This is a genomic window from Acinetobacter sp. CWB-B33, from assembly GCF_039655955.1.
Classification (GTDB): domain Bacteria; phylum Pseudomonadota; class Gammaproteobacteria; order Pseudomonadales; family Moraxellaceae; genus Acinetobacter; species Acinetobacter bouvetii.
The window spans coordinates 311,269-332,730 of record NZ_JAGFEU010000002.1; the positions used below are offsets into that span (position 1 = coordinate 311,269).

The 21,462-nt window shown below is 44.9% G+C and carries 21 protein-coding genes and 1 pseudogene; 13 read left to right on the forward strand and 9 right to left on the reverse strand.

Features of this window, described 5'->3' with window-relative positions; genetic code table 11:
- Positions 1-272 precede the first annotated feature (272 nt).
- The 5 genes from JZ784_RS07725 (at position 273) to JZ784_RS07745 (ending at position 5,456) form a co-directional block, all read left to right on the forward strand.
- Positions 273-1,211, forward strand: coding sequence for a diacylglycerol kinase family protein (locus tag JZ784_RS07725; RefSeq protein ID WP_346314443.1), 939 nt, complete (start codon positions 273-275; stop codon positions 1,209-1,211).
- Positions 1,192-1,962: a metallophosphoesterase family protein gene (locus JZ784_RS07730; RefSeq protein WP_346314444.1), complete on the forward strand. Its 771-nt coding sequence runs from the start codon at positions 1,192-1,194 to the stop codon at positions 1,960-1,962. Before JZ784_RS07725 ends, JZ784_RS07730 begins: the two co-directional genes overlap by 20 nt.
- A gap of 199 nt (positions 1,963-2,161) precedes the next feature.
- Positions 2,162-2,452: a co-chaperone GroES gene (locus JZ784_RS07735; RefSeq protein WP_130144112.1), complete on the forward strand. Its 291-nt coding sequence runs from the start codon at positions 2,162-2,164 to the stop codon at positions 2,450-2,452.
- Positions 2,453-2,519: 67 nt separating this feature from the next.
- Positions 2,520-4,154 (forward strand): chaperonin GroEL, encoded by a 1,635-nt coding sequence (gene groL, locus JZ784_RS07740; RefSeq protein WP_005008330.1) that lies wholly within the window; start codon positions 2,520-2,522, stop codon positions 4,152-4,154.
- A 144-nt stretch (positions 4,155-4,298) separates the two neighbouring features.
- On the forward strand, positions 4,299-5,456 hold the full coding sequence (locus JZ784_RS07745; RefSeq protein WP_346314445.1) for a helix-turn-helix transcriptional regulator: 1,158 nt from the start codon (positions 4,299-4,301) through the stop codon (positions 5,454-5,456).
- Positions 5,457-5,518: 62 nt separating this feature from the next.
- Here the strand turns inward: JZ784_RS07745 and JZ784_RS07750 are convergent, their stop codons facing one another.
- On the reverse strand, positions 5,519-6,715 hold the full coding sequence (locus JZ784_RS07750) for a hypothetical protein (RefSeq protein WP_346314446.1): 1,197 nt from the start codon (positions 6,713-6,715) through the stop codon (positions 5,519-5,521).
- 228 nt (positions 6,716-6,943) lie between these two features.
- Positions 6,944-7,438, reverse strand: a complete 495-nt coding sequence (locus JZ784_RS07755; RefSeq protein WP_346314447.1) for a copper resistance protein NlpE — start codon at positions 7,436-7,438, stop codon at positions 6,944-6,946.
- Positions 7,439-7,733: 295 nt separating this feature from the next.
- On the opposite strand from JZ784_RS07755, the gene JZ784_RS07760 reads away from it, so the two are divergent.
- A complete protein-coding gene (locus JZ784_RS07760) occupies positions 7,734-8,294 on the forward strand; it encodes a 1-acyl-sn-glycerol-3-phosphate acyltransferase (RefSeq protein ID WP_051065821.1) in 561 nt (186 codons plus the stop codon).
- A gap of 116 nt (positions 8,295-8,410) precedes the next feature.
- On the opposite strand, the gene JZ784_RS07765 is transcribed toward JZ784_RS07760, so the two are convergent.
- On the reverse strand, positions 8,411-8,752 hold the full coding sequence (locus tag JZ784_RS07765; RefSeq protein ID WP_346314448.1) for a hypothetical protein: 342 nt from the start codon (positions 8,750-8,752) through the stop codon (positions 8,411-8,413).
- Positions 8,753-9,019: 267 nt separating this feature from the next.
- Here JZ784_RS07765 and JZ784_RS07770 point away from each other — a divergent pair, with 267 nt between their 5' ends.
- Complete coding sequence (locus JZ784_RS07770; RefSeq protein ID WP_346314449.1) at positions 9,020-9,475, forward strand: hypothetical protein; 456 nt, start codon at positions 9,020-9,022, stop codon at positions 9,473-9,475.
- 249 nt (positions 9,476-9,724) lie between these two features.
- Here the strand turns inward: JZ784_RS07770 and JZ784_RS07775 are convergent, their stop codons facing one another.
- On the reverse strand, positions 9,725-10,456 hold the full coding sequence (locus JZ784_RS07775; protein WP_346314450.1) for a sulfite exporter TauE/SafE family protein: 732 nt from the start codon (positions 10,454-10,456) through the stop codon (positions 9,725-9,727).
- Between the two features lie 312 nt (positions 10,457-10,768).
- Here JZ784_RS07775 and JZ784_RS07780 point away from each other — a divergent pair, with 312 nt between their 5' ends.
- On the forward strand, positions 10,769-10,990 hold the full coding sequence (locus JZ784_RS07780; RefSeq protein WP_346314451.1) for a hypothetical protein: 222 nt from the start codon (positions 10,769-10,771) through the stop codon (positions 10,988-10,990).
- A gap of 169 nt (positions 10,991-11,159) precedes the next feature.
- Here the strand turns inward: JZ784_RS07780 and rsmD are convergent, their stop codons facing one another.
- Both rsmD and mrdA read right to left on the reverse strand, forming a co-directional pair.
- The gene (gene rsmD / locus JZ784_RS07785; RefSeq protein ID WP_346314452.1) at positions 11,160-11,720 is read right to left on the reverse strand and encodes a 16S rRNA (guanine(966)-N(2))-methyltransferase RsmD; all 561 of its coding nucleotides are present in this window, start codon (positions 11,718-11,720) and stop codon (positions 11,160-11,162) included.
- 8 nt (positions 11,721-11,728) lie between these two features.
- Entirely contained in the window at positions 11,729-13,777 is a 2,049-nt protein-coding gene (gene mrdA, locus JZ784_RS07790) for a penicillin-binding protein 2 (RefSeq protein ID WP_346314453.1), read from the reverse strand.
- A gap of 242 nt (positions 13,778-14,019) precedes the next feature.
- Here mrdA and JZ784_RS07795 point away from each other — a divergent pair, with 242 nt between their 5' ends.
- The 4 genes from JZ784_RS07795 to JZ784_RS07810 all read left to right on the forward strand — a co-directional run bounded on the left by JZ784_RS07795 (position 14,020) and on the right by JZ784_RS07810 (position 16,930).
- Positions 14,020-14,538 carry a hypothetical protein gene (locus JZ784_RS07795; RefSeq protein WP_005008354.1) on the forward strand — a complete coding sequence of 173 codons (519 nt, stop codon included), beginning with the start codon at positions 14,020-14,022 and terminating at the stop codon, positions 14,536-14,538.
- Positions 14,539-14,602: 64 nt separating this feature from the next.
- Entirely contained in the window at positions 14,603-15,919 is a 1,317-nt protein-coding gene (locus tag JZ784_RS07800; RefSeq protein WP_005008355.1) for a hypothetical protein, read from the forward strand.
- A gap of 77 nt (positions 15,920-15,996) precedes the next feature.
- Positions 15,997-16,656 (forward strand): adenylate kinase, encoded by a 660-nt coding sequence (gene adk, locus JZ784_RS07805; protein ID WP_005008357.1) that lies wholly within the window; start codon positions 15,997-15,999, stop codon positions 16,654-16,656.
- A gap of 85 nt (positions 16,657-16,741) precedes the next feature.
- The gene (locus tag JZ784_RS07810; protein ID WP_130147759.1) at positions 16,742-16,930 is read left to right on the forward strand and encodes a hypothetical protein; all 189 of its coding nucleotides are present in this window, start codon (positions 16,742-16,744) and stop codon (positions 16,928-16,930) included.
- A 160-nt stretch (positions 16,931-17,090) separates the two neighbouring features.
- On the opposite strand, the gene nth is transcribed toward JZ784_RS07810, so the two are convergent.
- Both nth and JZ784_RS07820 read right to left on the reverse strand, forming a co-directional pair.
- Complete coding sequence (nth, locus tag JZ784_RS07815; RefSeq protein ID WP_346314454.1) at positions 17,091-17,780, reverse strand: endonuclease III; 690 nt, start codon at positions 17,778-17,780, stop codon at positions 17,091-17,093.
- A 1-nt stretch (position 17,781) separates the two neighbouring features.
- Positions 17,782-18,576 carry an RnfABCDGE type electron transport complex subunit B gene (locus JZ784_RS07820; RefSeq protein ID WP_346314455.1) on the reverse strand — a complete coding sequence of 265 codons (795 nt, stop codon included), beginning with the start codon at positions 18,574-18,576 and terminating at the stop codon, positions 17,782-17,784.
- 551 nt (positions 18,577-19,127) lie between these two features.
- On the opposite strand from JZ784_RS07820, the pseudogene gdhA reads away from it, so the two are divergent.
- A pseudogene (gene gdhA / locus JZ784_RS07825) lies at positions 19,128-20,502 on the forward strand (NADP-specific glutamate dehydrogenase).
- A gap of 120 nt (positions 20,503-20,622) precedes the next feature.
- On the opposite strand, the gene JZ784_RS07830 reads toward gdhA, so the two are convergent.
- The gene (locus JZ784_RS07830) at positions 20,623-21,396 is read right to left on the reverse strand and encodes an META and DUF4377 domain-containing protein (RefSeq protein WP_005008367.1); all 774 of its coding nucleotides are present in this window, start codon (positions 21,394-21,396) and stop codon (positions 20,623-20,625) included.
- Positions 21,397-21,462 lie beyond the last annotated feature (66 nt).

The following is a 21,462-nucleotide window of genomic DNA, read 5'->3' on the forward strand; positions in this document are numbered from 1 at the left end:
ATTTATTTTGGAATATTATGGTATTTAGGTTTAATTTCTTTTATAAACAATAATTTGCTTATTTTTTGGTGTGATTTTTAATACATTTATATAATTTATGAGGATTATTCATTATATTAATTTTGTTAAAAAACAATGATTTGATATTTGGTTTTATTTGAGAATTATTATTGATTAAATAAATGGCGGTAATTCGAATTTTACATAAAGGAACAGTTAACCGCTGATAAATTCGACAAAATTAGAATAACAGCTTTAAAAATGCATAAAAAATGTCAAATCAAACGCAGCCGCTGTCGATTATTTATAATCGGAACTCAGGTTTTCATGCAGTCAATAAAGATGAAATTTATGAAGAGCTTATTCGGCTGCTGACCGCTTATGGCTATGAAATTCAATCCTTTGAAATGAGCCGGTTTTCCAGTTTTGCAGCTTTGATGCAGCAAGTGCTGCAGCGGCATCAAGAGCGCGGACGTTTAGGAATTGTAGTGGCGGCTGGCGGTGATGGAACGTTGAATGCGGTCGCGGGTTGCTTAATGAAAACAGCAGTGCCTATGGGAATCCTGCCTTTAGGCACTTTTAATTATGTGGCGCGGGTTTTAGGCATTCCTCTGGATCTTTTAGAAGCGGCAAGAGTGATTGGGGAAGGCGAAGAGCGCTTGGTGCATACGGCATTAATGAATGATCAAATTTATCTGAATAATGCCAGTCTTGGCTTGTATCCGCTCTTTATTCAAAAACGTGAATTGTATAACCGCTATCTTGGCCGTTTTCCTCTTAATGCATACACATCCGGCTTGGATGTGCTGATTCGTGACCGTGAAGAGTTAAAGCTGCAAATTGAGGTGGATGGCGTGAAATATCCAGTCAAAACACCGCTGATCTTTTTTGGCAATAATCAGCTGCAGTTGGCGGATTTAAATCTCAAAATTGCAGAAAGCGCGGCGCAAGGGCGGGTAGCGGGTGTGGTTGTCGCGAAAAGTGATAAATGGACGCTGTTTAAAATGCTCTGGCAGTTAATGAAGGGCAGTTTAGAGCAAGCGCCTGATGTCTACAGTTTTGATGCCGATCATGTGGTGATTCATGCTGCACGGAAAAAACTGACGGTTGCCTTGGATGGTGAACTTGTCGAAATGAAGCCGCCGCTTCACATCAGTGTCAAAAAAAATGCATTAAAGATCAGGGTGCCGCATGCTGCTGCATCTGTCTGATTTGCATTTCGGCACAGAACGGCAAGGCTGTATTGATGCCCTTCAGCAGTTTTGCCGCGAGCACAAGCCGGAAGCCGTGGTCATCAGCGGTGACTTAACTCAGCGTGCGCGCTATCGGCAGTTTTTCGCCTGTAAGCAATTTTTGGACAGCTTGAATTTGCCTTATCTGGCGGTGCCGGGCAATCACGATATTCCGCTGTATCATGTATGGAACCGCATATTCAGTCCTTTTGCCCGTTATCAGCTGTTTTTTGGCAATCTGGAAGAGACCCTGGAAACGGAACATTTTTATATTGTGGGGGTAAACAGTATCCGGCGCCGCTACCATACCCGTGGGCATATTTCGTTAGAACAAATTCAATTGATTGACGCTAAGCTGCGTCAGGCGCCTGAACATAAACTGAAAATTATCGCAGCCCATCAGCCATTTTATACTGCGCCAGATGATCTGCATGGTATTCATGATTGTCCGCTGCTGGGGCGCATGGCTTTGGAAACATGGAGTAAAAGCGGTTTATATGGTTTGTTGCACGGCCATTTGCATCAGTTTGCAGTCTATGATTTAAATCAAATTTATCATTTAGGCGCGCAGCACCCAGTATTGGATATTCATGCAGGAACAGCAACGTCTTACCGGCTGCATGGCGGTTTGCCGAATAGCTTTAATGCGATTGATCAGCAGGGTGATGTTGCGCCCTACTATTTTGATCAGGCCTCTCAGCTGTTTTTAACCAGTCAGATCAGGCGCTGATTGGCCTGAGAAGCTTGAAGCGGATGGAATCTGAATAAAAAGAAAGCGAATTTAAAAATATTTTTTAATTTTGCCCTTGAAGCGTTTTTTTCCATCCCCACAAAAGTGTCATATCAAAATTTTGTCGATGACCCAGGAATAAGAAGTCATCTTCACATTGTAATCAATGACATTAATGCAAATGTCTATGGAGTTAGAAATGAGCAAGATTCGTCCTTTACATGACAACGTTGTTATCCGCCGTGTTGAAAAAGAAACTAAAACCGCAGGTGGTTTAATCTTGAGTACTTCTGCAGCTGAACAGCCAGCTCAAGGTGAAATCATTGCAGTTGGCAACGGCAAAGTAACAGACAGCGGCGTTCGTGCTTTAGACGTAAAAGTGGGCGACAATGTACTGTTTGGTGCATATGCAGGCACTAAAGTGAAAGTCGAAGGTGAAGAACTTCTTGTAATGAAAGAATCTGATATTTTAGCGGTTCTTGAAGGTTAATTCAGAACATTCTTTTGCTGTTTAAGCAATACAATTGATTAAAATTTAAGAATATTTGGAGTTTAGCATGTCAGCTAAAGACGTAAAATTCGGTGATTCAGCTCGTTCTAAAATGATTGCAGGCGTAAACGTGCTTGCAGATGCTGTAAAAGTAACTTTAGGCCCGAAAGGCCGCAACGTGGTGATCGACCGTTCTTTCGGCGCGCCGCACATCACTAAAGATGGCGTAACGGTTGCGAAAGAAATTTCTCTAAAAGACAAATTTGAGAACATGGGCGCTCAATTGGTCCGTGAAGTATCTTCTAAAACCAATGACATCGCGGGTGATGGTACAACAACTGCAACTGTATTGGCTCAAGCAATTCTAAACGAAGGCATCAAGTCTGTAACTGCGGGCATGAACCCAATGGACTTGAAGCGCGGTATTGACCTGGCTGTTAAAGCATTGGTTGCTGAAATTAAAGCAACAGCAAAACCTGCTTCTGATACTAAAGCGATTGAACAAGTCGGTTCAATCTCTGCAAACTCTGACGAAACTGTAGGTAAACTCATTGCTCAGGCAATGGAACGCGTAGGTAAAGAAGGAGTGATTACCGTTGAAGAAGGTTCAGGCTTTGAAGATGCTTTGGACGTTGTTGAAGGTATGCAGTTTGACCGTGGCTACATCTCTCCATATTTCGCAAACAAGCAAGATACTTTAACTGCAGAACTTGAAAATCCATTTGTTCTTCTAGTTGATAAAAAAATCAGCAACATCCGTGAATTGATTACTGTGCTTGAAGCTGTAGCTAAAACAGGCAAGCCGCTTTTAATCATCGCAGAAGATGTTGAAGGTGAGGCTTTAGCTACACTTGTTGTTAACAACATGCGCGGCATTATCAAAGTATGTGCAGTGAAAGCGCCAGGTTTTGGTGACCGTCGTAAAGCAATGCTTCAAGATATCGCAATCTTGACTGGCGCGACTGTGATTTCTGAAGAAGTCGGCATGACTTTAGAGCAAGCTTCTCTTCAAGACTTAGGTACTGCACACAAAATTACTGTGTCTAAAGAAAACACTGTGATTGTAGATGGTGCGGGTGATGCAGCTCAAATTGCTGAACGTGTGACTCAAATCCGCGCGCAAATTGAAGAATCATCTTCTGAATACGACAAAGAAAAACTTCAAGAACGTGTTGCTAAATTGGCCGGCGGTGTAGCTGTGATCAAAATTGGCGCAGCGACTGAAGTTGAAATGAAAGAGAAGAAAGACCGCGTTGACGATGCGTTGCATGCAACGCGTGCTGCGGTTGAAGAAGGTGTGGTTGCTGGTGGCGGTGTTGCACTGGTACGCGCTGCAGCTGCGCTTGATGGCGTAAATGGTGCGAATGACGATCAAAACGTAGGTATCAACATCCTTCGCCGCGCGATTGAAGCGCCGCTTCGTCAAATCGTTGCGAATGCAGGTGATGAGCCTTCAGTGGTGATCAACGCTGTGAAAAATGGCGAAGGTAACTTTGGTTATAACGCTGCAACTTCTGAGTACGGCGACATGCTGGAAATGGGTATTCTTGACCCTGCAAAAGTAACGCGTTCTGCACTTGAGCATGCTGCATCTGTAGCAGGTTTAATGTTGACAACTGAATGCATGATTACTGACATTCCGGAAGACAAGCCAGCAATGCCTGATATGGGCGGCATGGGCGGTATGGGCGGCATGATGTAATTCATTCTGATCATCCGATCTGAAAAAATCCCCGCAATTTGCGGGGATTTTTTTATCATTATTATTTGATAAAGATTGCAATTTTGACTTTGGTTCAGATCACTATATTATTTAGAAAGGCTTAAGTATTTTAAGGGATATTTAATGAATTCAGACGTTGAAAATGCAATCATTGGATCAGTCTATGATGCAGGATTGGATGCCTCGCTTTGGCCTGGAGTCATCGGTCAAATTGTTGAATATACCCACAGCAAGACAGCTATATTGACAGCGCTTGACCAGCTGAATCCCAATTCTAATTTTGTGCATACTTGGAATATTCCTCATGCGGGGATAGATGATTATCAAAATGAACACGGAAAGCTGATTGATATGCGGCAGTACATGCCGCTTTGGAAGCAAATGGGTATTGGAGACGTCATCCATCAGAATTTCCCCCGTTATGCTGAACTGCCGGATCAGGATGAAGGCAGTTTTTATGAAAAGTGCCTGAAAGCCACCGGCATCTGCTATATCGCAGGAGTGCTTTTGGATCAAGGGGAATACCGCAGTGCTGTTCTTGGCGTACACCGTTCGGCGAATGAGCCGGTTTTTCAGCAAGAGGAATTGGATTTTTTAAAGCGGATTGGCGTACATATCCGCAGAGCGCTTCAGATTCACAAGCAGCTCAGTTTTGCCCGAATTGAAAACCGCAATTTATACAAGATGCTGGATACGATTAAAGTCGGCATTATTTTAATTGATGAATACAGCCGGTTTTATTATTCAAATAACCGCGCACAGCAGCTGATGGAACAGAATAAGATTTTTGAATTTGATCAGCACAATAAAATTTGCGTGGCTAAGCTTTATCAAAAGAAGTTTGAGCAGCTGGTGCAGGCAGCTCAAGCTGATCATAAACGCAAGAACAGGGACATTGGCGGCGTGCTTGCGCTGGAAAATGCTGAAGGGCAGCAGTTTATGGTCACTGCAACACCGTTCAGCAGCATGAACAGTTTGGCAAATTTAGCCGATCAGGAGTTGAATTATGTCGTGCTGTCTATTTCTGATATGGAACAGCGCTATGCCTTGGCAGTGCCTTTTTTAAAGGAGGTTTATGCGCTCTCTGCAAGGGAATGCGAAATATGCGAGCTGTTTGTAAATGGCTTGAATTTAGAAAAAATTGCAGAGAACTGTAGTTTAACCATGAATTCAGTCAGAACCTATGTCAAGAATATTTATGCCAAAATGCATTGCTGCTCGCAGACTGAATTGCTGCATAAATTGATGGGCATGACCATTCATTTTGAGCATGTTTATTAAAAAAGGCCTTGGCAAGCCAAGGCCCAAATGCAAGCTGGAATCAAACAAAAAATAGACTACACTTAAAACCGTGTGAAAATCCGCGGATCTTCATTTTCATACTGAATTGCGGCAGTCGATCCATTAATCACATAGCTGAAGGTATCTAAACTTGGCGGATTATAGGAGGAATCGACCAGTCCAGCACAGCCATTCGTATCATATGCAACACTTGCAGCCTTCAGACTGCCATTGGCTGCTGTATAAGTGCCAGATTCAATGCCGGGTGAGCTGCAGTCGTTTCCTGCAGTTTCTATATGAATATAAGAGCCGTCGCTAAAGAATGTGGCAAGCTGACTGTCAGACTGCCAAGAACCGGCTAGGCTGCCTGATGTATTGTTCACTCGTTTAAAACTAAAGCTTTGATCGCCTTCTTTAAAGACTAAAGTATCTGCTGTTGGACCGTACTGTAAGCTGGCGGCTGCTGAAGGATTGGAGAATCCCCATTCGCCATTGGTATCAACTTCAAAGTCCTGTGTTCGGCTTAAATTGCCGTTAACGGCGTTCCAGCTTAATTGGCCTTGTTCAATGCCTGATTGGCCGGAGTCGTCAGCAGCGCCAATTTGCCCGAATGTGAAATTAAAGGCGTTCAAATCGCTGGAATTTGGCGCTTTGCCTTCGATATACAGCACCACTTTAATATTATTGGCTTTATCTTCATACAGCCATGCGCCAGTGCTGTCTTGAATAAAGCTGTTAAAAAAATTGCTTTTAGCGGTGTCTTCAGAAACTAAGGTTAATCCAGAATTCTGCAGTACTTGCAGCAGGCTTGCATCCTGTACAAACGATGCTGTCGGCAAGCTTAAGTTAATGGTTTTGTCTTTCAGCACAGCAATCACAGCATCGCTGATCGTGATGCCGTTGCTGTGGTTATGATCTGAATCTAAAGACTGCAGTAGGATCAGCAGATTGGTGCGAACGCTTTCATTTGCGGACAGTTCAATGGGCGTGATATGCGCTTGCGCAGCAGCGCTGCCGAGTTTTATATCCCCCAGATAAAATGTGACAGAATCTCCAGAGTTGTATTGAAATTCACCTTTCGCATTGGTGCTGCCTTTAACACCGCTGCTGGTTTCGTAGCGGACATTGCTGACAGGGCCATCGGTCAATACACCTGTTTTTAGGCTGGAAGAAGGCGGATTGCTGCTGTCATCTGAAGAATCGCTGCCGCAGGCTGCTAATAAACAGGACAAGCTGATTGCCAATAGAGTCTTTTTCATGATGTTCCCCAAGTTGTTTTGAGCTATAAAGCGATTTTATGTTTTATTGTGCAAGCTAATCTTATGGGGCGTTTTGCGGCTTTGAATATCCTCAAATGAGGAGAAAAGATATTTATTTTTTAGCTGGGGTGCAGGGCCAGATATTTGCGTCTGCCTTGGGTTTTTCATGCAGACGGCGATGAATGAACCCGCCGTGCAGCATGTCTTTGATGGCCTGATATTGAGCGCTTAGTTTGCTTCTTTGGTGAGTTTATAGTTGAGCTGGCTGTCGATTGCTTCGCCTGTTTCCATATCTCTGGCTTCTGCAAAGTTTTCACCAATGAAGAATTTACGGTTTTCAGCGGCCTTGTCTAAAGTGATGATGGATGGATTTTTTGTATCAAAACTGAAAGTCCCTTTGCTTTTGAACTCTTTTCCAGCCCCTTTGCCCAGGTATTCCTCTGTTAATTCATAGGTTTTATCTGACTTTAATTCCAGCTCCATTTTGATGCCTTCACAGTCCGCGCAAGGGAAGACTCCTTTGTATTCTCCCGCCCAATCAAGGGAGGTCTCTGCCGTGTCGCCAGCCGCCAGCGTTTGGGATGCCGCAGTGCTTTCAGCCGTTTGAGCCGCGGATTCTTGCGGCGCTGTTTGAGCAGATTCCTGAACCGGCTTATTTTCGGGTTTAGAGCATGCGGTCAATGCGAAACTGTTTAAGGCGAAGATAAAGACGAGTTTTTTCACAAGTTTTCCTTTGTTTTGTTATGCATGGGCCTAAATTTAAACAATAGGCCGAATAAAAAAATGAGCTTATTGTAAACTGCTACTTAAATTAAACTTAAAATTACTTAAATAGTATTGTTCTATATGCCCAAGTCAGGAATCAGAAAGCTTAATTATTTATACATTTATATATTAATTGGGTGATAATTGATCAATGCGGGCTGGTTTAATTATTTATTGCCGTTAGAATTTGCGCCTGATCAAAGTGTATACGGTACAGCGCGTGTTTGAAAAATTTGCAGAAAAAAGCCTGAATATGATGGGATGGGAAATTGATAACCATTGGCCGCTGGATTTGGCGCAATGTGTCATGATTGCTGCGCCGCATACCAGCAATTGGGATGCGCTTTATGCACGCTTGGCATTGAAAGCGCTTGGGGTGAATGTCCGCATTACGATTAAAGACAGTTATATGAAGTTCCCGCTTGGGCCATTTGTCCGCGCAATGGGCGGCATCGGCATTGACCGCAGTCCCAAAGCCGCGGGTGAGCAGCGCTTGAGCATGGTCGATGTGATGACTAATCTGTTTAAGGATCATGCTGAGCTGGTCATGCTGGTGACTCCTGAAGGCACCCGTTCAAAGCAGGAAAAGTGGAAAACAGGTTTTTATCATGTGGCCTGCAATGCGGGCGTACCTATTGCTTTGGCATATATGGACTATGAAAAGAAAAAGACCGGTGTGGGTAAAATTGTTTATCCTACAGGGGATTATGAAAAAGACATGGCTGAAATTATGCAGTTTTATGCGCAAATCAGCCCTAAGTTCCCTGAGGACTTCAGCGTAGACGGCCGCTATTATTCAGCTGCTGAGCAATAGAGATGTGATCCAATTGCGGCTGACCTAAAACAGTAGTAAAAAGCCGGCAAAGTTGCCGGCTTTTTGATGGATTGAAAGTTTCCATTCAGTCCATAGGCATCGGATTTTCCTTGGCATTATGGCGTGTTTTCCTGTTCGGGCGCTTGCGAGATGCCGCCGAGATTTTGGCATGCATCTTTGTAAATAGCATACTGCTGTTCAACAACGGCGCTTAAGGGGATATCGAAAAGCTTTTCGCCATTTTTATAGCTTTCTATATAATTTTCCGCTTTTTGCTTTGCGCTGTGCAGCAACTGTTCATGGTAGCTGGTGATCGGGGAGTGAGCCATTTGGCTGCTTTCAATATTGCTGCAATGAAAGCTGTTCAGCAGCTTTTCTGCTTTTTTTATGTCGCGCGAAGCAATAATCGAGCAGCCTGCCAAGACAACAGCTGTGGCAAATATGGCGAGCGATTTCATAATTTAAAATATAGAGATGCATTGAGGGTCAGTATTGTATGAATTTTTAGGCGGCTTGTTAGTATCAAAGTGTTTTAAATGCATAAATTATATTCAGTCAGGGTGCGTGACGGCTGCGCCAAAAGATGCATATCAGTGCAATGCATCTTGCAGGAACACAGGGGCTGTGTTCATTCTGGACAAAATACTTTGCTGCAAGATAGACATGCCTTTGGCTTTTTTATATAAGTGATTTAATTGACTTGGTTTTTTAAAGAATGAATTTGCATGCTTGATTTGTGCAGTGTGAATTATTGGGGCATCTTGCGTATCCTGCTGATGGGTTTTGCACTCAGCCTTTGTGCAAGCGTATCCTTCAGCCAGATGCTTGACGGCATGATTGTGATGGATGAAAGCTTAGAAAACTTGACTGAACAGGAACAGCGGAAAATAGCGTTAAATACGGCGAATGAGCAGCAGCAATATGGCCTGCTTCATCATGCTTTTTTTGAAAATGATGTATTTGAAATTTATAATTATACGGCTTATGACACGGGCGCCGCGCAAAACAAGTTGCTATTAGGGAATGCTGAGCATATAGGCTGGCAGGATTTTGGAATTTCCTTCGGCTATGGCGTTAAGCTGAACTTGAATTCTCGGCACAGCATTGGCTATGAATATCTCTCGAACTTTCCTTATGACCGAGGGCAAATTATCCGTTTCTTTTGGACTGCTGTGTTTTAGCGAAGAGCCGCCGGATTTTGATCGGAACCGTTTTTTGGATTCATAAAATGGCGGAGCCGCGGTAGCACAGAACATGGCAGCGCTTTCAGGCATTCTTCGAAGTTCAAGCGAATGCTGCTTAAACCGTGTGAAGGTTTACGTGAAAGAGGTCAGCTTGTGCGATGACAGCAGTTTTATCAGCCGTTTGCCGCGCTTTTCAGTATTTTTAGCCCGCTGCGCTTATGTTTCTGCTGTAAGGGCAATCGTTTATTAAATGATATTGGTCAGCAGCAAAAAGCAGCCGGATGCAAACAGCAGGCTGAGCACAGTATGCTTAAATTGCCGTTCTGAAATCCTGTAAAACAGCTTTGCGCCAAGAATAGCCGGAATGCTGACCGTCAGCAGCAAGACCCCGATATAGGGCAAATGTATGCGGTGAATTGTGCCTTGCACAGCATAGCTCAGTAAGGTAAATATCTGAATGGCAAAATTAAAATGACGCAAAATATAGCGCTGTTCCGCTTTAGGCAGGTTTTTCAGCATCACCCAGGCGGATGGCAAAGCGCCGCAAAAGCCGCCTAAACCGCCCAATATTCCGCCAATAAAGCCAATGATGCTGTCGGATGCTTTTCCAGCGTGCTGAATGCTTTTGATTTGCGGGCTAAACAGCATAACCGGGCACCACAATACCAAAAACAGGCCTAGGACCAATTTAAAGGCTTCAGGCTGAATGATTTCAAGCAAGTATGTGCCGAGCGGCACGCCAAGGAGGCCTGCAATAATGTAGGGCAGCACCAGCTGTTTAGAAAAGTGAAGCTGCTGTTCATTCAACAGTGAAATAATGTGGCTCCAGACAGAAGCAAAAACCACCAAGGGCGCAGCCAATTGCGGCGGTAAAATCCACACCCAAAAAGACATGGCGATCAAGGCAAAGGCAAAGCCTGTCAGCCCCTGAACAAAGCCTGCCGCCACTGCGCCAAAAATAAATAAAAGCCAAGTCATAATGTAGTTCATTGAAAATGCAGGGCTAGTGTAAAGGCATGTATGCGGTGCAGTGAAATCATTCTTTTAACTATATAAAGCAGCAATATAGTATTTCATGCAGATTGAAGAGGCATAGAACCTATGGGCTGGCTTGCTGCAAATGATGAATTTTTTGATACAAGAAACTTACATTAAATGCGATTCATCTTCATGGCTGTGCGCAATACTGAAGATCAGCAAGCAATTCCAGAAAATGAGGACTGTCTATCTCAAAATTGATTTAAGGCAGACATTCCAGAATGAAATTGGATGGGATCGTGAGGTGATGAAATGATGAAAAAAATGATTTTGCTTTCTGTCCTTGCCGTTGCATTGACCGGCTGTGTCGTTGCGCCATATGACAATGATTATCCGCGAGATGGAAGACCGCACTCAGGGCCGCATGGTGACCGTGATCATCACAGTGACCGGGACCGGGATGGCTATCCAGACTGGCGCCATCAGAACCGGCAGGGTGATGACCGTCAAAGTGACGGGCGCTTTCCATACTGAAAGCATGAAAATCGGCACTGGCGGAAAGTTTATGCAGATTCCTTCGGGAATGGTCTAGGCCTATTGCGGTAAATATGCTGCAAGACCTTAAATTGTGCCTGCATTTGACACTAAAAAGGACGCGTTTTTCGCGTCCTTTTTTTGATCATTTAATGATAAAAGGTCAGTTTTAAAGCGCAGCTGATTTTTGGAATAAGCCTGCACGGACAGTGCCAGCTTTGGTTTCTTTGATTTTATTCCAGCTGCTGGGAAGCTTCAGCTGTGAAAGATCCCGGTCTGCTTCTACATAAATCAAGCCTTGATCTTTAATCAGCGGGTCAGCGAGGGTAGCCAATTGTTCCCATAAATCCAAGCTATAAGGCGGATCTAAAAAGACCAGATCAAACTGATCCTTAAGGCTTGGCAGCGCTTGCTGCGCAGTAGCAATTTTCAATTTGGCGTGCTGTGACGTAATTTTCAGCAGCTGCAAATTATCGGTTAAAAACTTCGCCTGGGTGCGGTCAGGTTCAATCATTACCACTTGTGACGCGCCTCTGGACAGCGCCTCGAAGCTCAGTGCGCCAGAACCTGCGCAAACATCTAAAACGTTTGTATTCTGAATGTCCCACATCAGCCAATTGAACAGGGTTTCTCTGACCCGGTCTGGCGTAGGGCGCAGGCCTTCAATGCTGGCAAAGGGAAGCTGGCGGCGTTTCCATTCTCCGCCAATAATACGCAATTGATTTTTCATTGTTGATTTTACTCGTCATCATCAGCGGGCTGGCTGGCTGGTGTCACAGAATGGGCATTGCGGTTTTGCGCAGCAGCAGGCGTATTGCTATGTGCGGCACTGCTGGCAGCATTTTGACCGCTGGCATTGCTTTGAATCGGATTTTCACCGCTTGGCAATTCACTTGGCTTAATGCCGGCTGTCATTAATCCGCCGCTGACTTGAGCCGCAGATGGGCGGATTGGGGATTTATTGTGTTTCAGCAGCCAATAATCAAAAATTGGACGGGCCAGCTGAGCAGCAGAGCCGCCGTGCTTCCCGTTTTCCCAAATGACTGCGATAGCAATTTCAGGTTTATCCGCTGGCGCAAAACCAACGAATAAGCCATGATCCAGCTGGCGTTCGGTCAGCAGCGCTTCGTTATAGCGTTTGCCTTGCGCAATACTTTTGACCTGAGCTGTACCGGTTTTACCGGCAATTTTATACATGGGCGTGCGGATGCGTCGGCCGGTACCTGTTTCAATCACATCCACCATCGCATCACGCATTTTGACCCAGTCTTCAGGCTTGCCGTTAAATATAATTTTGCCGTCTGGCGCATTATGCACGGTATAAGGTTTAGTCCCTTTACTTTCGCGCAAGACATGCGGAACGACGTGCTGGCCTTCATTTGAGGTGATGGCTGTTGCCATTGCCAATTGCAGCGGGGTCGCGGTAAATGCGCCTTGACCAATACTGACGGAGATGGTTTCACCTTTCAGCCATTTGGTTTTACGGGTCCGCAGCTTCCATTCTTGGCTTGGGTACAAACCTGTGCTTTCACTTGGCAAGTCGACGCCGGTTTTTTCACCGAAACCGAATTGGCGCATCCACGTATTCATGCGGTCGATGCCCATTCGGTAGGCCAAAATATAATAATAGGTATCGCAAGAGACCACTTGCGCCTTATGCAGGTTGACAGAGCCATGCCCGGATTTCCGCCAGTCACGGAAACGGTGTGAGTCGCCCGGCAACGAAAAATAGCCGGGATCGGAAATGGCCGTGTTCCAGTCCACCAGATTATAATGCAGGCCGCCTAAGCCAAACATCGGCTTAATGGTTGAGCCGGGCGGGTAAGTTCCTTGCACAGCGCGGTTATATAATGGCTGATCCAAATTATCCCGCAAAGCGGAATAGTCTTTACTGCTGATGCCCGTCACAAACAGGTTGGGGTTAAAGCTCGGGCTGGAAACCAAAGCCAGAATTTCGCCTGTACGCGGGTCCATCGCGACAATCGCGCCGCGGCGGTCAGCCAGCTGCTCAGACGCCACCACTTGCAGGCCATAGTCTAAAGATAAATACAGATCATTGCCGCGGATCGGGTCTTTGCGGCCTAAGTGGCGCAGCACATTGCCGTGCGCGTCCGCCTCGACAGATTCATTGCCCGGCAGGCCATGCAGCAAATCTTCATAATATTTTTCGACCCCGATTTTTCCAATCAGGTTGGTGCCGGCATATAAGTCTTTATTAATACTTTTTAATTCTTTGTCATTAATGCGCCCCACATAGCCAATGACATGGGCAAACAATTCACCATGCGGGTAATAGCGGGTCATTTGGGTTTCTATGTTGACCCCGGGAAACTGGAATTTCACTTCACTGAAACGCGCAATTTCAGTTTCATTCAAATTGAGCTTGAGTGCGACCCGTTCAGTTTTCTTGGAAGTCTGAATGCGGCTTTTGAAGCGGTCAATATCTTCTTGCGTCAGATTGACAATTGGAGTCAGGCGCTGAACAGTATCATCAATGTCTTCCACATCGGCACGGCTCATTGTGGCGGAGAAAACTGGATAATTGTCGGCTAACAGCACACCGTTGCGGTCGTAAATATAGCCCCGCGCCGGCGGCAGCGGCTGCAGGCGGACACGGTTTTTATCTGAATCGGTGGCAAACTTATCGTAATTGAAAATTTGCAGATAAGAATAACGTGAAACCAGCAGTAATAAAAAAAAGATGACAATGCCCAGTGAGAAATAAATTCGATTGCGGAAAATGCGCTTTTCTTGCTGTACATTTTTTAAAGGAAAGTGCTGCTTCATACGCGATCGACTTGAGATACACAAAGGGGAAATTAAGGCTGACCATTCTACCGCAAGTTCTAAAAATTTGATAAGCCAATTCGGAACTGCTGTGTAAGTTTTGCTTAAACTTTGACTTTGCAGACACTAAAAAAATGCAGTGCTGTATATAAGAGTCAATATTATTCTGCTAAAGTCGGAAAGCATAAAAATAGGACTTATTACAACTAAAAAGCCTGAAAATTAAGGATAATGGTGAAATAATGAACAAAGCATATTCTTTGTTGGTATTGGCATTTATTGCAAATGCAGCGTCAGCGCAGGACGGCGGCTTTCTGCCGGAAGCAAATTTAGCAGGCGCTGATGCGGCAAAGCTGAATGTCGGGGCCGGATTTACGCAGAAATTGATTCATCTGAATACAGAATGGGTGAATCCATACGGCATCGCTTATGCTAAAGCGGGTGTATTTCTGAATGGGGATAAAACCTTTGGCGGGCAAATCGGTTTCCGCCATCCTGTGCATTTCACTGGGAAAGATAAGAACGGTTACTATTTGGGCGTCTATGCAGGCCATATTGAAAGTAAAGATGTGGGCGATGAATTTAAAAGCCGTTTAGGCGGCGGTGTAGATTTGGCATATGTTATGCTGAGCAAAGAACGCATCAGCACCTTCAGTGTAGGAATTGGCGCGGGTGAAAAGCTTACCGATAATAACGGTTATACGGTTGCGGAAACTGAACCGAAGCTACAATTTTCCTATACTCTAAGTATAGGATTATAGAGAAAATATCCGACTTTGTTTACATTTGTGTTCCTCTGAATAAAATTAAATATGGAAGTTATGCATGCTTGAGTACGTCAATGAGTTATGGCTAGCCTTTTTGAAACGGCCGGATTTTTGGGCTGTACTCAGCATTATTCCTGTAACGGCTTTTGTGACTTGGGCGCATGTGTGGATGGCGCTGAAAATGGTGTTCTATCCAATTAATTTTTGGGGATTTCATCTTGGCCCGCTGCCTGTCGGCTGGCAGGGCATTGTGCCGCGCAAGGCAGGCCGCATTTCCGGCATCATTACCGACAATACTTTATCTAAGCTGGGCTCACTGCGCGAATTTCTCGATGCCATGGATCCTGAGGATATGGCGCGCATTATTGGCGAACAGGTTGGCTTTGAACTGGAACACCTGATTGATGAAGTGATGATTGACCGCAATGCGGTACTCTGGGAAAACTTGCCTTATTCCATTAAGCGCCGCATTTATGCGCAGGCGAATAAGCAAATGCCGGGTATTTTAAAAGAACTTGTGACTGAACTGACCATGAACGTTGAGTCACTTGTGGATATGCGTGAAATGGTGGTGAGCCAGATGGAGGGCGACCGCCGCTTAATGGTGCGCATGTTCCTTAAAGTTGGGCAAAAAGAAATCAATTTTATTTGGCATATCAGCGCGCTGATCGGGATGTTCTTCGGGGTGTTCCAAATGATCGTTTGGTTTGTGGTGCCTTGGCATTGGACTGTCCCGTTCTGGGCATCGGTGTGGGGCTTTTTGACCAACTGGATTGCCATTTGGATGGTGTTTAATCCACTTGAACCGCATATCATAAAGTATCCGCAATTCTTTGAATTAACAAAGAATCGTAAATTTCCATGGATTAAACCCGTCATTCCGCGGATTGGCGCTTATAATATCCAGGGCGCATTCATGAAGCGTCAGGAAGAGGTGTCGGATGTATTTGCCAGTGTGGTGACGGAAGACCTGATTACTTTAAAATCCATCATGACTGAAATGATGTACGGCAGCAAAAAAGACAAGACTCGCCGTATCGTGAAGCGCCATATTAATGAAATTATGGAAACTCCCTTGGTCAGAACGTCTTTGCAGCTGTCTTTAGGGCCAAGAGAGTATGCAAAACTCAAGACAGACTTGATTGATCGCTCAATTGAAATTACGATGGTGCCTGTATGCGACCCTGCGTTTAATGCGAGCCGTGCACAGAAAATCTTTCAAATGTTCAGAGACCGTATCCGCGAGCTGACACCGAGGGAATTTCAAAATCTGTTACGTCCTGCATTTCAGGAAGACGAATGGATTTTAATTGTTTTGGGTGGGGTTACTGGCTTTATTGCGGGTACCATACATTTGTTTGTGGCTTTCTTATAATTAGATGCTGAACCTATGTCGAATTTTTTGACATGATCACGGCGTCAAATACATTGTTTAAATGAGGATGTTTTTTTATGCGCATTATATTACTCGGACCACCTGGAGCAGGTAAAGGTACACAGGCTCAGTTGATCTGTAAGCGCTACAATGTCCCACAAATTTCAACCGGTGATATGCTCCGTGCTGCAATTCGTGAAGGAACTGAACTTGGTCTGCAGGCTAAAAGCGTGATGGACAATGGCGGTCTTGTATCTGATGAGCTGATCATTGGTTTAGTGAAAGAACGTATTGCACAGCCTGACTGTGTGAACGGCTGCATTTTTGATGGCTTCCCGCGTACTATTCCTCAAGCGGAAGCGCTTGAAAACGAAGGTATCAGCATTGATCACGTGATTGAAATTGATGTGCCGGATGAAGAAATCGTAAAACGCCTGTCTGGCCGCCGTCAGCATCCAGCGTCTGGCCGTGTATATCACGTTGTCTACAATCCGCCAAAAGTGGAAGGTAAAGATGATGAAACGGGTGAAGACCTTGTTCAGCGTCCAGATGATTTAGAAGCGACGATTCGTAAGCGTTTAGGTTCATACCATACTGAAACTGAACAGCTGGTCGGCTTTTATCAAGGCCGAGCGGCTTCAGGCGAGAATGCGCCAACTTACGATAAACTGAACGGTTTGCGTCCAATTGATGAAGTTCAAACGGATCTTTTTGCTATTTTAGACCAGTCAAAATAATCCGTTTTTACGGGTTTTGACTTTCAAAGAGTCCTAAGTCATATTAGGGCTCTTTTTTATTGCGCTGTTTTTTGGAGATTGGGCTGTGGAGCATATTGCGGTTATTTTGGTATTGGCGGCAGCTGCAGTAGTGGTTTTGGGCATGCTGTATTACAGCTTTAAGCTGCTCAAAAAGACACAGGAACAGGAAAAACTGGAGCGCCGCAATCAGCCTGTTGAGTATCAATTGCACCCAAAATTGAAAAAAGAACAAGAGCAGCAAAAGAAAAAATAGCAGGCGCACAGAACAGCAGCAGGCAGAGTCTATTCAGTAAAAGCATAGTGCTTGCACTGGGCGGATTGCCATTAAGCGGTTGTTCATTTCATTGCCTTAGCCCAGCGGACGCCCAATTGAGGCATTTTGAATTAAATCTAGCCATGCCGATTTAAAAAAATCATGCCTCAATATTTTTGACGGCGATTGTGCGGGCTGCGCCAAACTCGAAACGGTCTGGCCAGTTGCAGACATCGGAGACAATGCATTCGCCGCATTTAGGTTTACGCGCAGTGCAGCAGTAGCGGCCGTGTAAAATCAGCCAGTGATGTGAATCGACAATAAATTCTTTGGGGATGACTTTCACCAAGCGGTGTTCAACTTCCAGCACATTTTTCCCTACAGCTAAGCCTGTCCGATTCCCTAAGCGGAAAATATGCGTATCTACCGCCATAGTTGGCTGTCCAAAGGCAGTATTCAATACCACATTGGCTGTTTTGCGCCCAACGCCGGGCAGCGCTTCCAAATCCGCGCGGTTGTCCGGAACAACACTGTTGTGCTTTTCGATCAGCATTTTACAGGCTTTGATGACGTTTTCCGCTTTGGAATTATATAAGCCAATGGTTTTGATATATGCCTTCAAGCCTTCAACACCCAGCGCGTAAATGGCTTCTGGCGTGTTGGCGACCGGAAAGAGTTTATCGGTGGCCTTATTCACGCTGACATCTGTCGCTTGCGCAGACAAAGTAACGGCAACCAGCAGTTCAAAAGGGCTTGAATAATTGAGTTCTGTTTTAGGGTTGGGGCGCTGTGCGCGAAGCCGTTCAAAAAAAGTTTGAATCTGCTTCTTGGTCATGTTTTTGACGGCCATATTATTCCCCTTGCAGTGCATTCAGCTGCTGGTTTAAATCTTCCAGAAGCGCCCGTTTGCTGGCATCTTCACGGACACTGAGCTGTTTTTCCAGTTTCTTAATCTGGGTGCGGATTTTAGCCAATTCAATGGTGGCTTTAGCATCCTGCACTAAGTTTTTTCTATCTGTTTTTTCAGTCAGTTCGATGTTGGGAACGCTATCGGACTGCGTTGAAAAACGGGCAAAGAGCGCCGTATCAATTTCAGCGCGAACGACAGGGCCTTTGCGGTTAATGCGGCGTTTTTCTTCACGCTGAATATGCGCATAGTAGCGCTGGCGCAAATCCTGCTGTTCCTGCGCGCGCAGGCTTTCTGTCGGCAGCGGCTGCACATCTTCAATCAAGTCAATGCAGTCGACTGGGCAAGGCGGAATGCACAGTTCGCATCCAGTGCAGAGGTCAGTCAGTACTGTATGCATCAATTTGCCTGAGCCGATAATGGCATCCACTGGGCAGGCGCTGATGCATTTGGTGCAGCCAATGCATTCATCTTCACGGATGACTGCTTTCATGCGCTGTGGATGGCCATCCTGCTGTACAGGCCAAATGCTTTCTTCTGCCGGCAAAGCCGCCCGGTTCAGCAACGCGGCAAGCGCATCAGCGACAGGCTGGCCGCCAGGGACGCATTTATTGGCTTCCTCACCTTCAGCAATGGATTTTGCATAAGGCAAACAGCCATCTCGATGCCCGCAAAGTCCGCATTGTGTTTGCGGGAGCAGGGCATCAATTTTTTGGATGAGGGAGATTTGTGTATTCATGGATAACCGGAAATGCTGTGCAGTCAGCGTGAAACAAAATGCTGGAGTGCAATATTAGCATGTTTTAACAATGATTTTTGAGGCTGTTCTTTGAGTGCAAATAGAAAAGCCGCAGTTTCTCTTTGAGGTGTGATTGCTGCTGTTTGCATGCTTTATGAAATGCTTTCATAAAAGCAATGCCCTAAAGGTATTAAGCCCTGGGGCATTTTACGATAAAAAAGAGCGTTTTGTATGCTGAATGCGTCTGTGCTGAAGGCTGATTAAGCGGAGGGATCTCCTTCAGGAAGAGGGCGGCAACACAGCGAAACACAGTCGTTACAGTACAAGGCATTGCACGAAAATGGTTCTTTTTATGCATTATTATCGAGCAAAATATTACATTAATTTATTCTAAAAAGTTATTGCATTTATAATAAAAAAGACTATTAGATTAAATTAAATCTATGTTCTATAAAGAAAATTAAGTTTTTTTGAGAAAACTATTGCTGAAATGATGCAAAAGATATTTAATATTTTGCGCCAAAATATATCACTGATTAAAATTTTGATCGATTTTGATCCATTTCTGCTGAGGATTAAGCGTTGAAATACAACAGCCTTAACGACTTTCTTGACTACGTAAAAACACGTGATTCACATCAACCCGAATTTCTTCAAGCTGTTGAAGAAGTTATGACTAGCCTTTGGCCGTTCATTGAAAAGAATCCGCAATATGCTGACTATGGTTTATTAGAACGCCTTGTTGAACCTGAACGCGCTATTCAATTCCGTGTGTCTTGGGTAGATGACAAAGGTCAAACTCAAGTGAACCGCGCTTTTCGTGTTCAATACAATTCAGCAATTGGCCCATTTAAGGGCGGCATGCGTTTCCACCCGTCTGTGAACCTTTCAATTCTTAAATTTTTGGGCTTTGAACAAACTTTTAAAAATGCCTTGACTACACTGCCTATGGGCGGCGGTAAAGGCGGTTCAGACTTTGATCCTAAAGGTAAGTCTGAAGGCGAAATCATGCGTTTCTGCCAAGCGCTGATGATTGAGCTATACCGCCACTTAGGCCCTAACACGGACATCCCTGCGGGCGATATTGGTGTGGGCGGCCGTGAAGTTGGCTATATGGCCGGCATGATGAAGAAATTAAGCAATGACACGGCATGTGTATTCACTGGCAAAGGCTTAACTTTCGGCGGTTCGCTTGCGCGTCCTGAAGCGACTGGCTACGGTACTGTGTATTTCGCTGAGGAAATGCTCAAGACCCGCGGCGACAGCTTTAAAGATAAAGTGGTAACCATTTCAGGTTCTGGCAACGTTGCGCAATATGCTGCTGAAAAAGCAATGTTCTTAGGCGCGAAAGTTGTTTCACTTTCTGATTCTGCCGGTACGGTATACGTTAAAGACGGTTTTACAGATGCGCTTCTGGTCGAAGTGATGGAACTGAAAAACGTCAAACGCGGCCGTATTTCTGAGTTTGCGTCTAAACACGGTTTTGAATACCTTGAAGGCAAACGCCCGTGGTCTATCAAGTGTGATATTGCACTGCCATGCGCAACTCAAAATGAATTGGATGCAGACGATGCTGCCGCGCTGCTTGCTAATGGCGCGATCTGCGTGGCAGAAGGCGCGAATATGCCGTCTACATTGGATGCAGTAGAAAAATTCGTTGAAGCGAAGATTCTTTATGCGCCGGGCAAAGCCTCTAATGCGGGCGGTGTTGCGACTTCTGGGCTTGAAATGTCTCAAAACGCCATCCGTTTAGGCTGGACTTTTGAAGAAGTGGACGAGCGCCTGCATGCCATCATGAAAGAAATTCACCGCAACTGCGTGAAATACGGTACAGAAGCTGACGGCACTGTGAACTACGTCAATGGAGCTAACATTGCGGGCTTTGTAAAAGTTGCTGATGCCATGCTGGCTCAAGGCGTATATTAATTTAATTCACAGCGCTGTGTTGATGTCATTCAGGATCAACACAGTGAGCTGAATAAAAAACCGAGGTCATGGCCTCGGTTTTTTTATGCTTTCAGTCACAGATTAAGATCTGACAAGCATTTACAAAGAACCTTTGACTGCTTCACGTTCAATGATCATGTCTTGAACATAAGCATATTTAGATTGATCCGCTGCTGGGTTTTTAATTTCATAACGTTTGATGCGGACAACTTGGCGTTCTGCTGGGTTGTGCGTGTAGCCTTCAATGCCGCTGTAGAATAAAGTCCAGTCTTTATCAACCTGTGTTTTTACGCCATTTTCGGCATATTTGATTTCACGCACTTGCAGGCAGGTTTGCGGCGCGACGCCAACGCATTTTTTAGTCTCTGGGCTGATTTCTAAGAAAATAGTTTCACCTTGAGTCTGATATTTCGTTTCAGGCGTCATCTTTCCGGTAAACACATACTGTTTGCCATCTGCAGCCGTTACAGTCAGTGTCGGCTGATCGGCATCATTCAGGTTCAAGACAAACGGCACTTTGCTGCTTTGGAAAATAGAGGCTGCCAAGCGTTCCTGCTTCATGGCTGCATCAGGGCAAGCCATTTGCGTAGACATCATCGAACCCGTCACAATTTGATTGCCTGCCACTTTCCAAGAGCCGCCCATTGTATTGCAGCTGGTAGAAATGCTGAGGCGGCCTTCAGAACCGAAATTAAGCACAAGCGGTTTCGGCGCGCCTGTATCGGTGCTCCATTGATAAGACGCTAAAGTTTGATCTGCATTTTGCTGCTGAAGAACAGACACTGCTAAATCTCCTACTTTTTGGATATCGCTGGATTGACACGCAGCTAAAGCAAGGGGGAAAAGTGCGATGGCTAAATATTTCAATTTCATTGTCTGCTCAACGTATTATCTGAATTAAGTAATTGATTTGAAAACAAGATCAAGCATATCGCATTC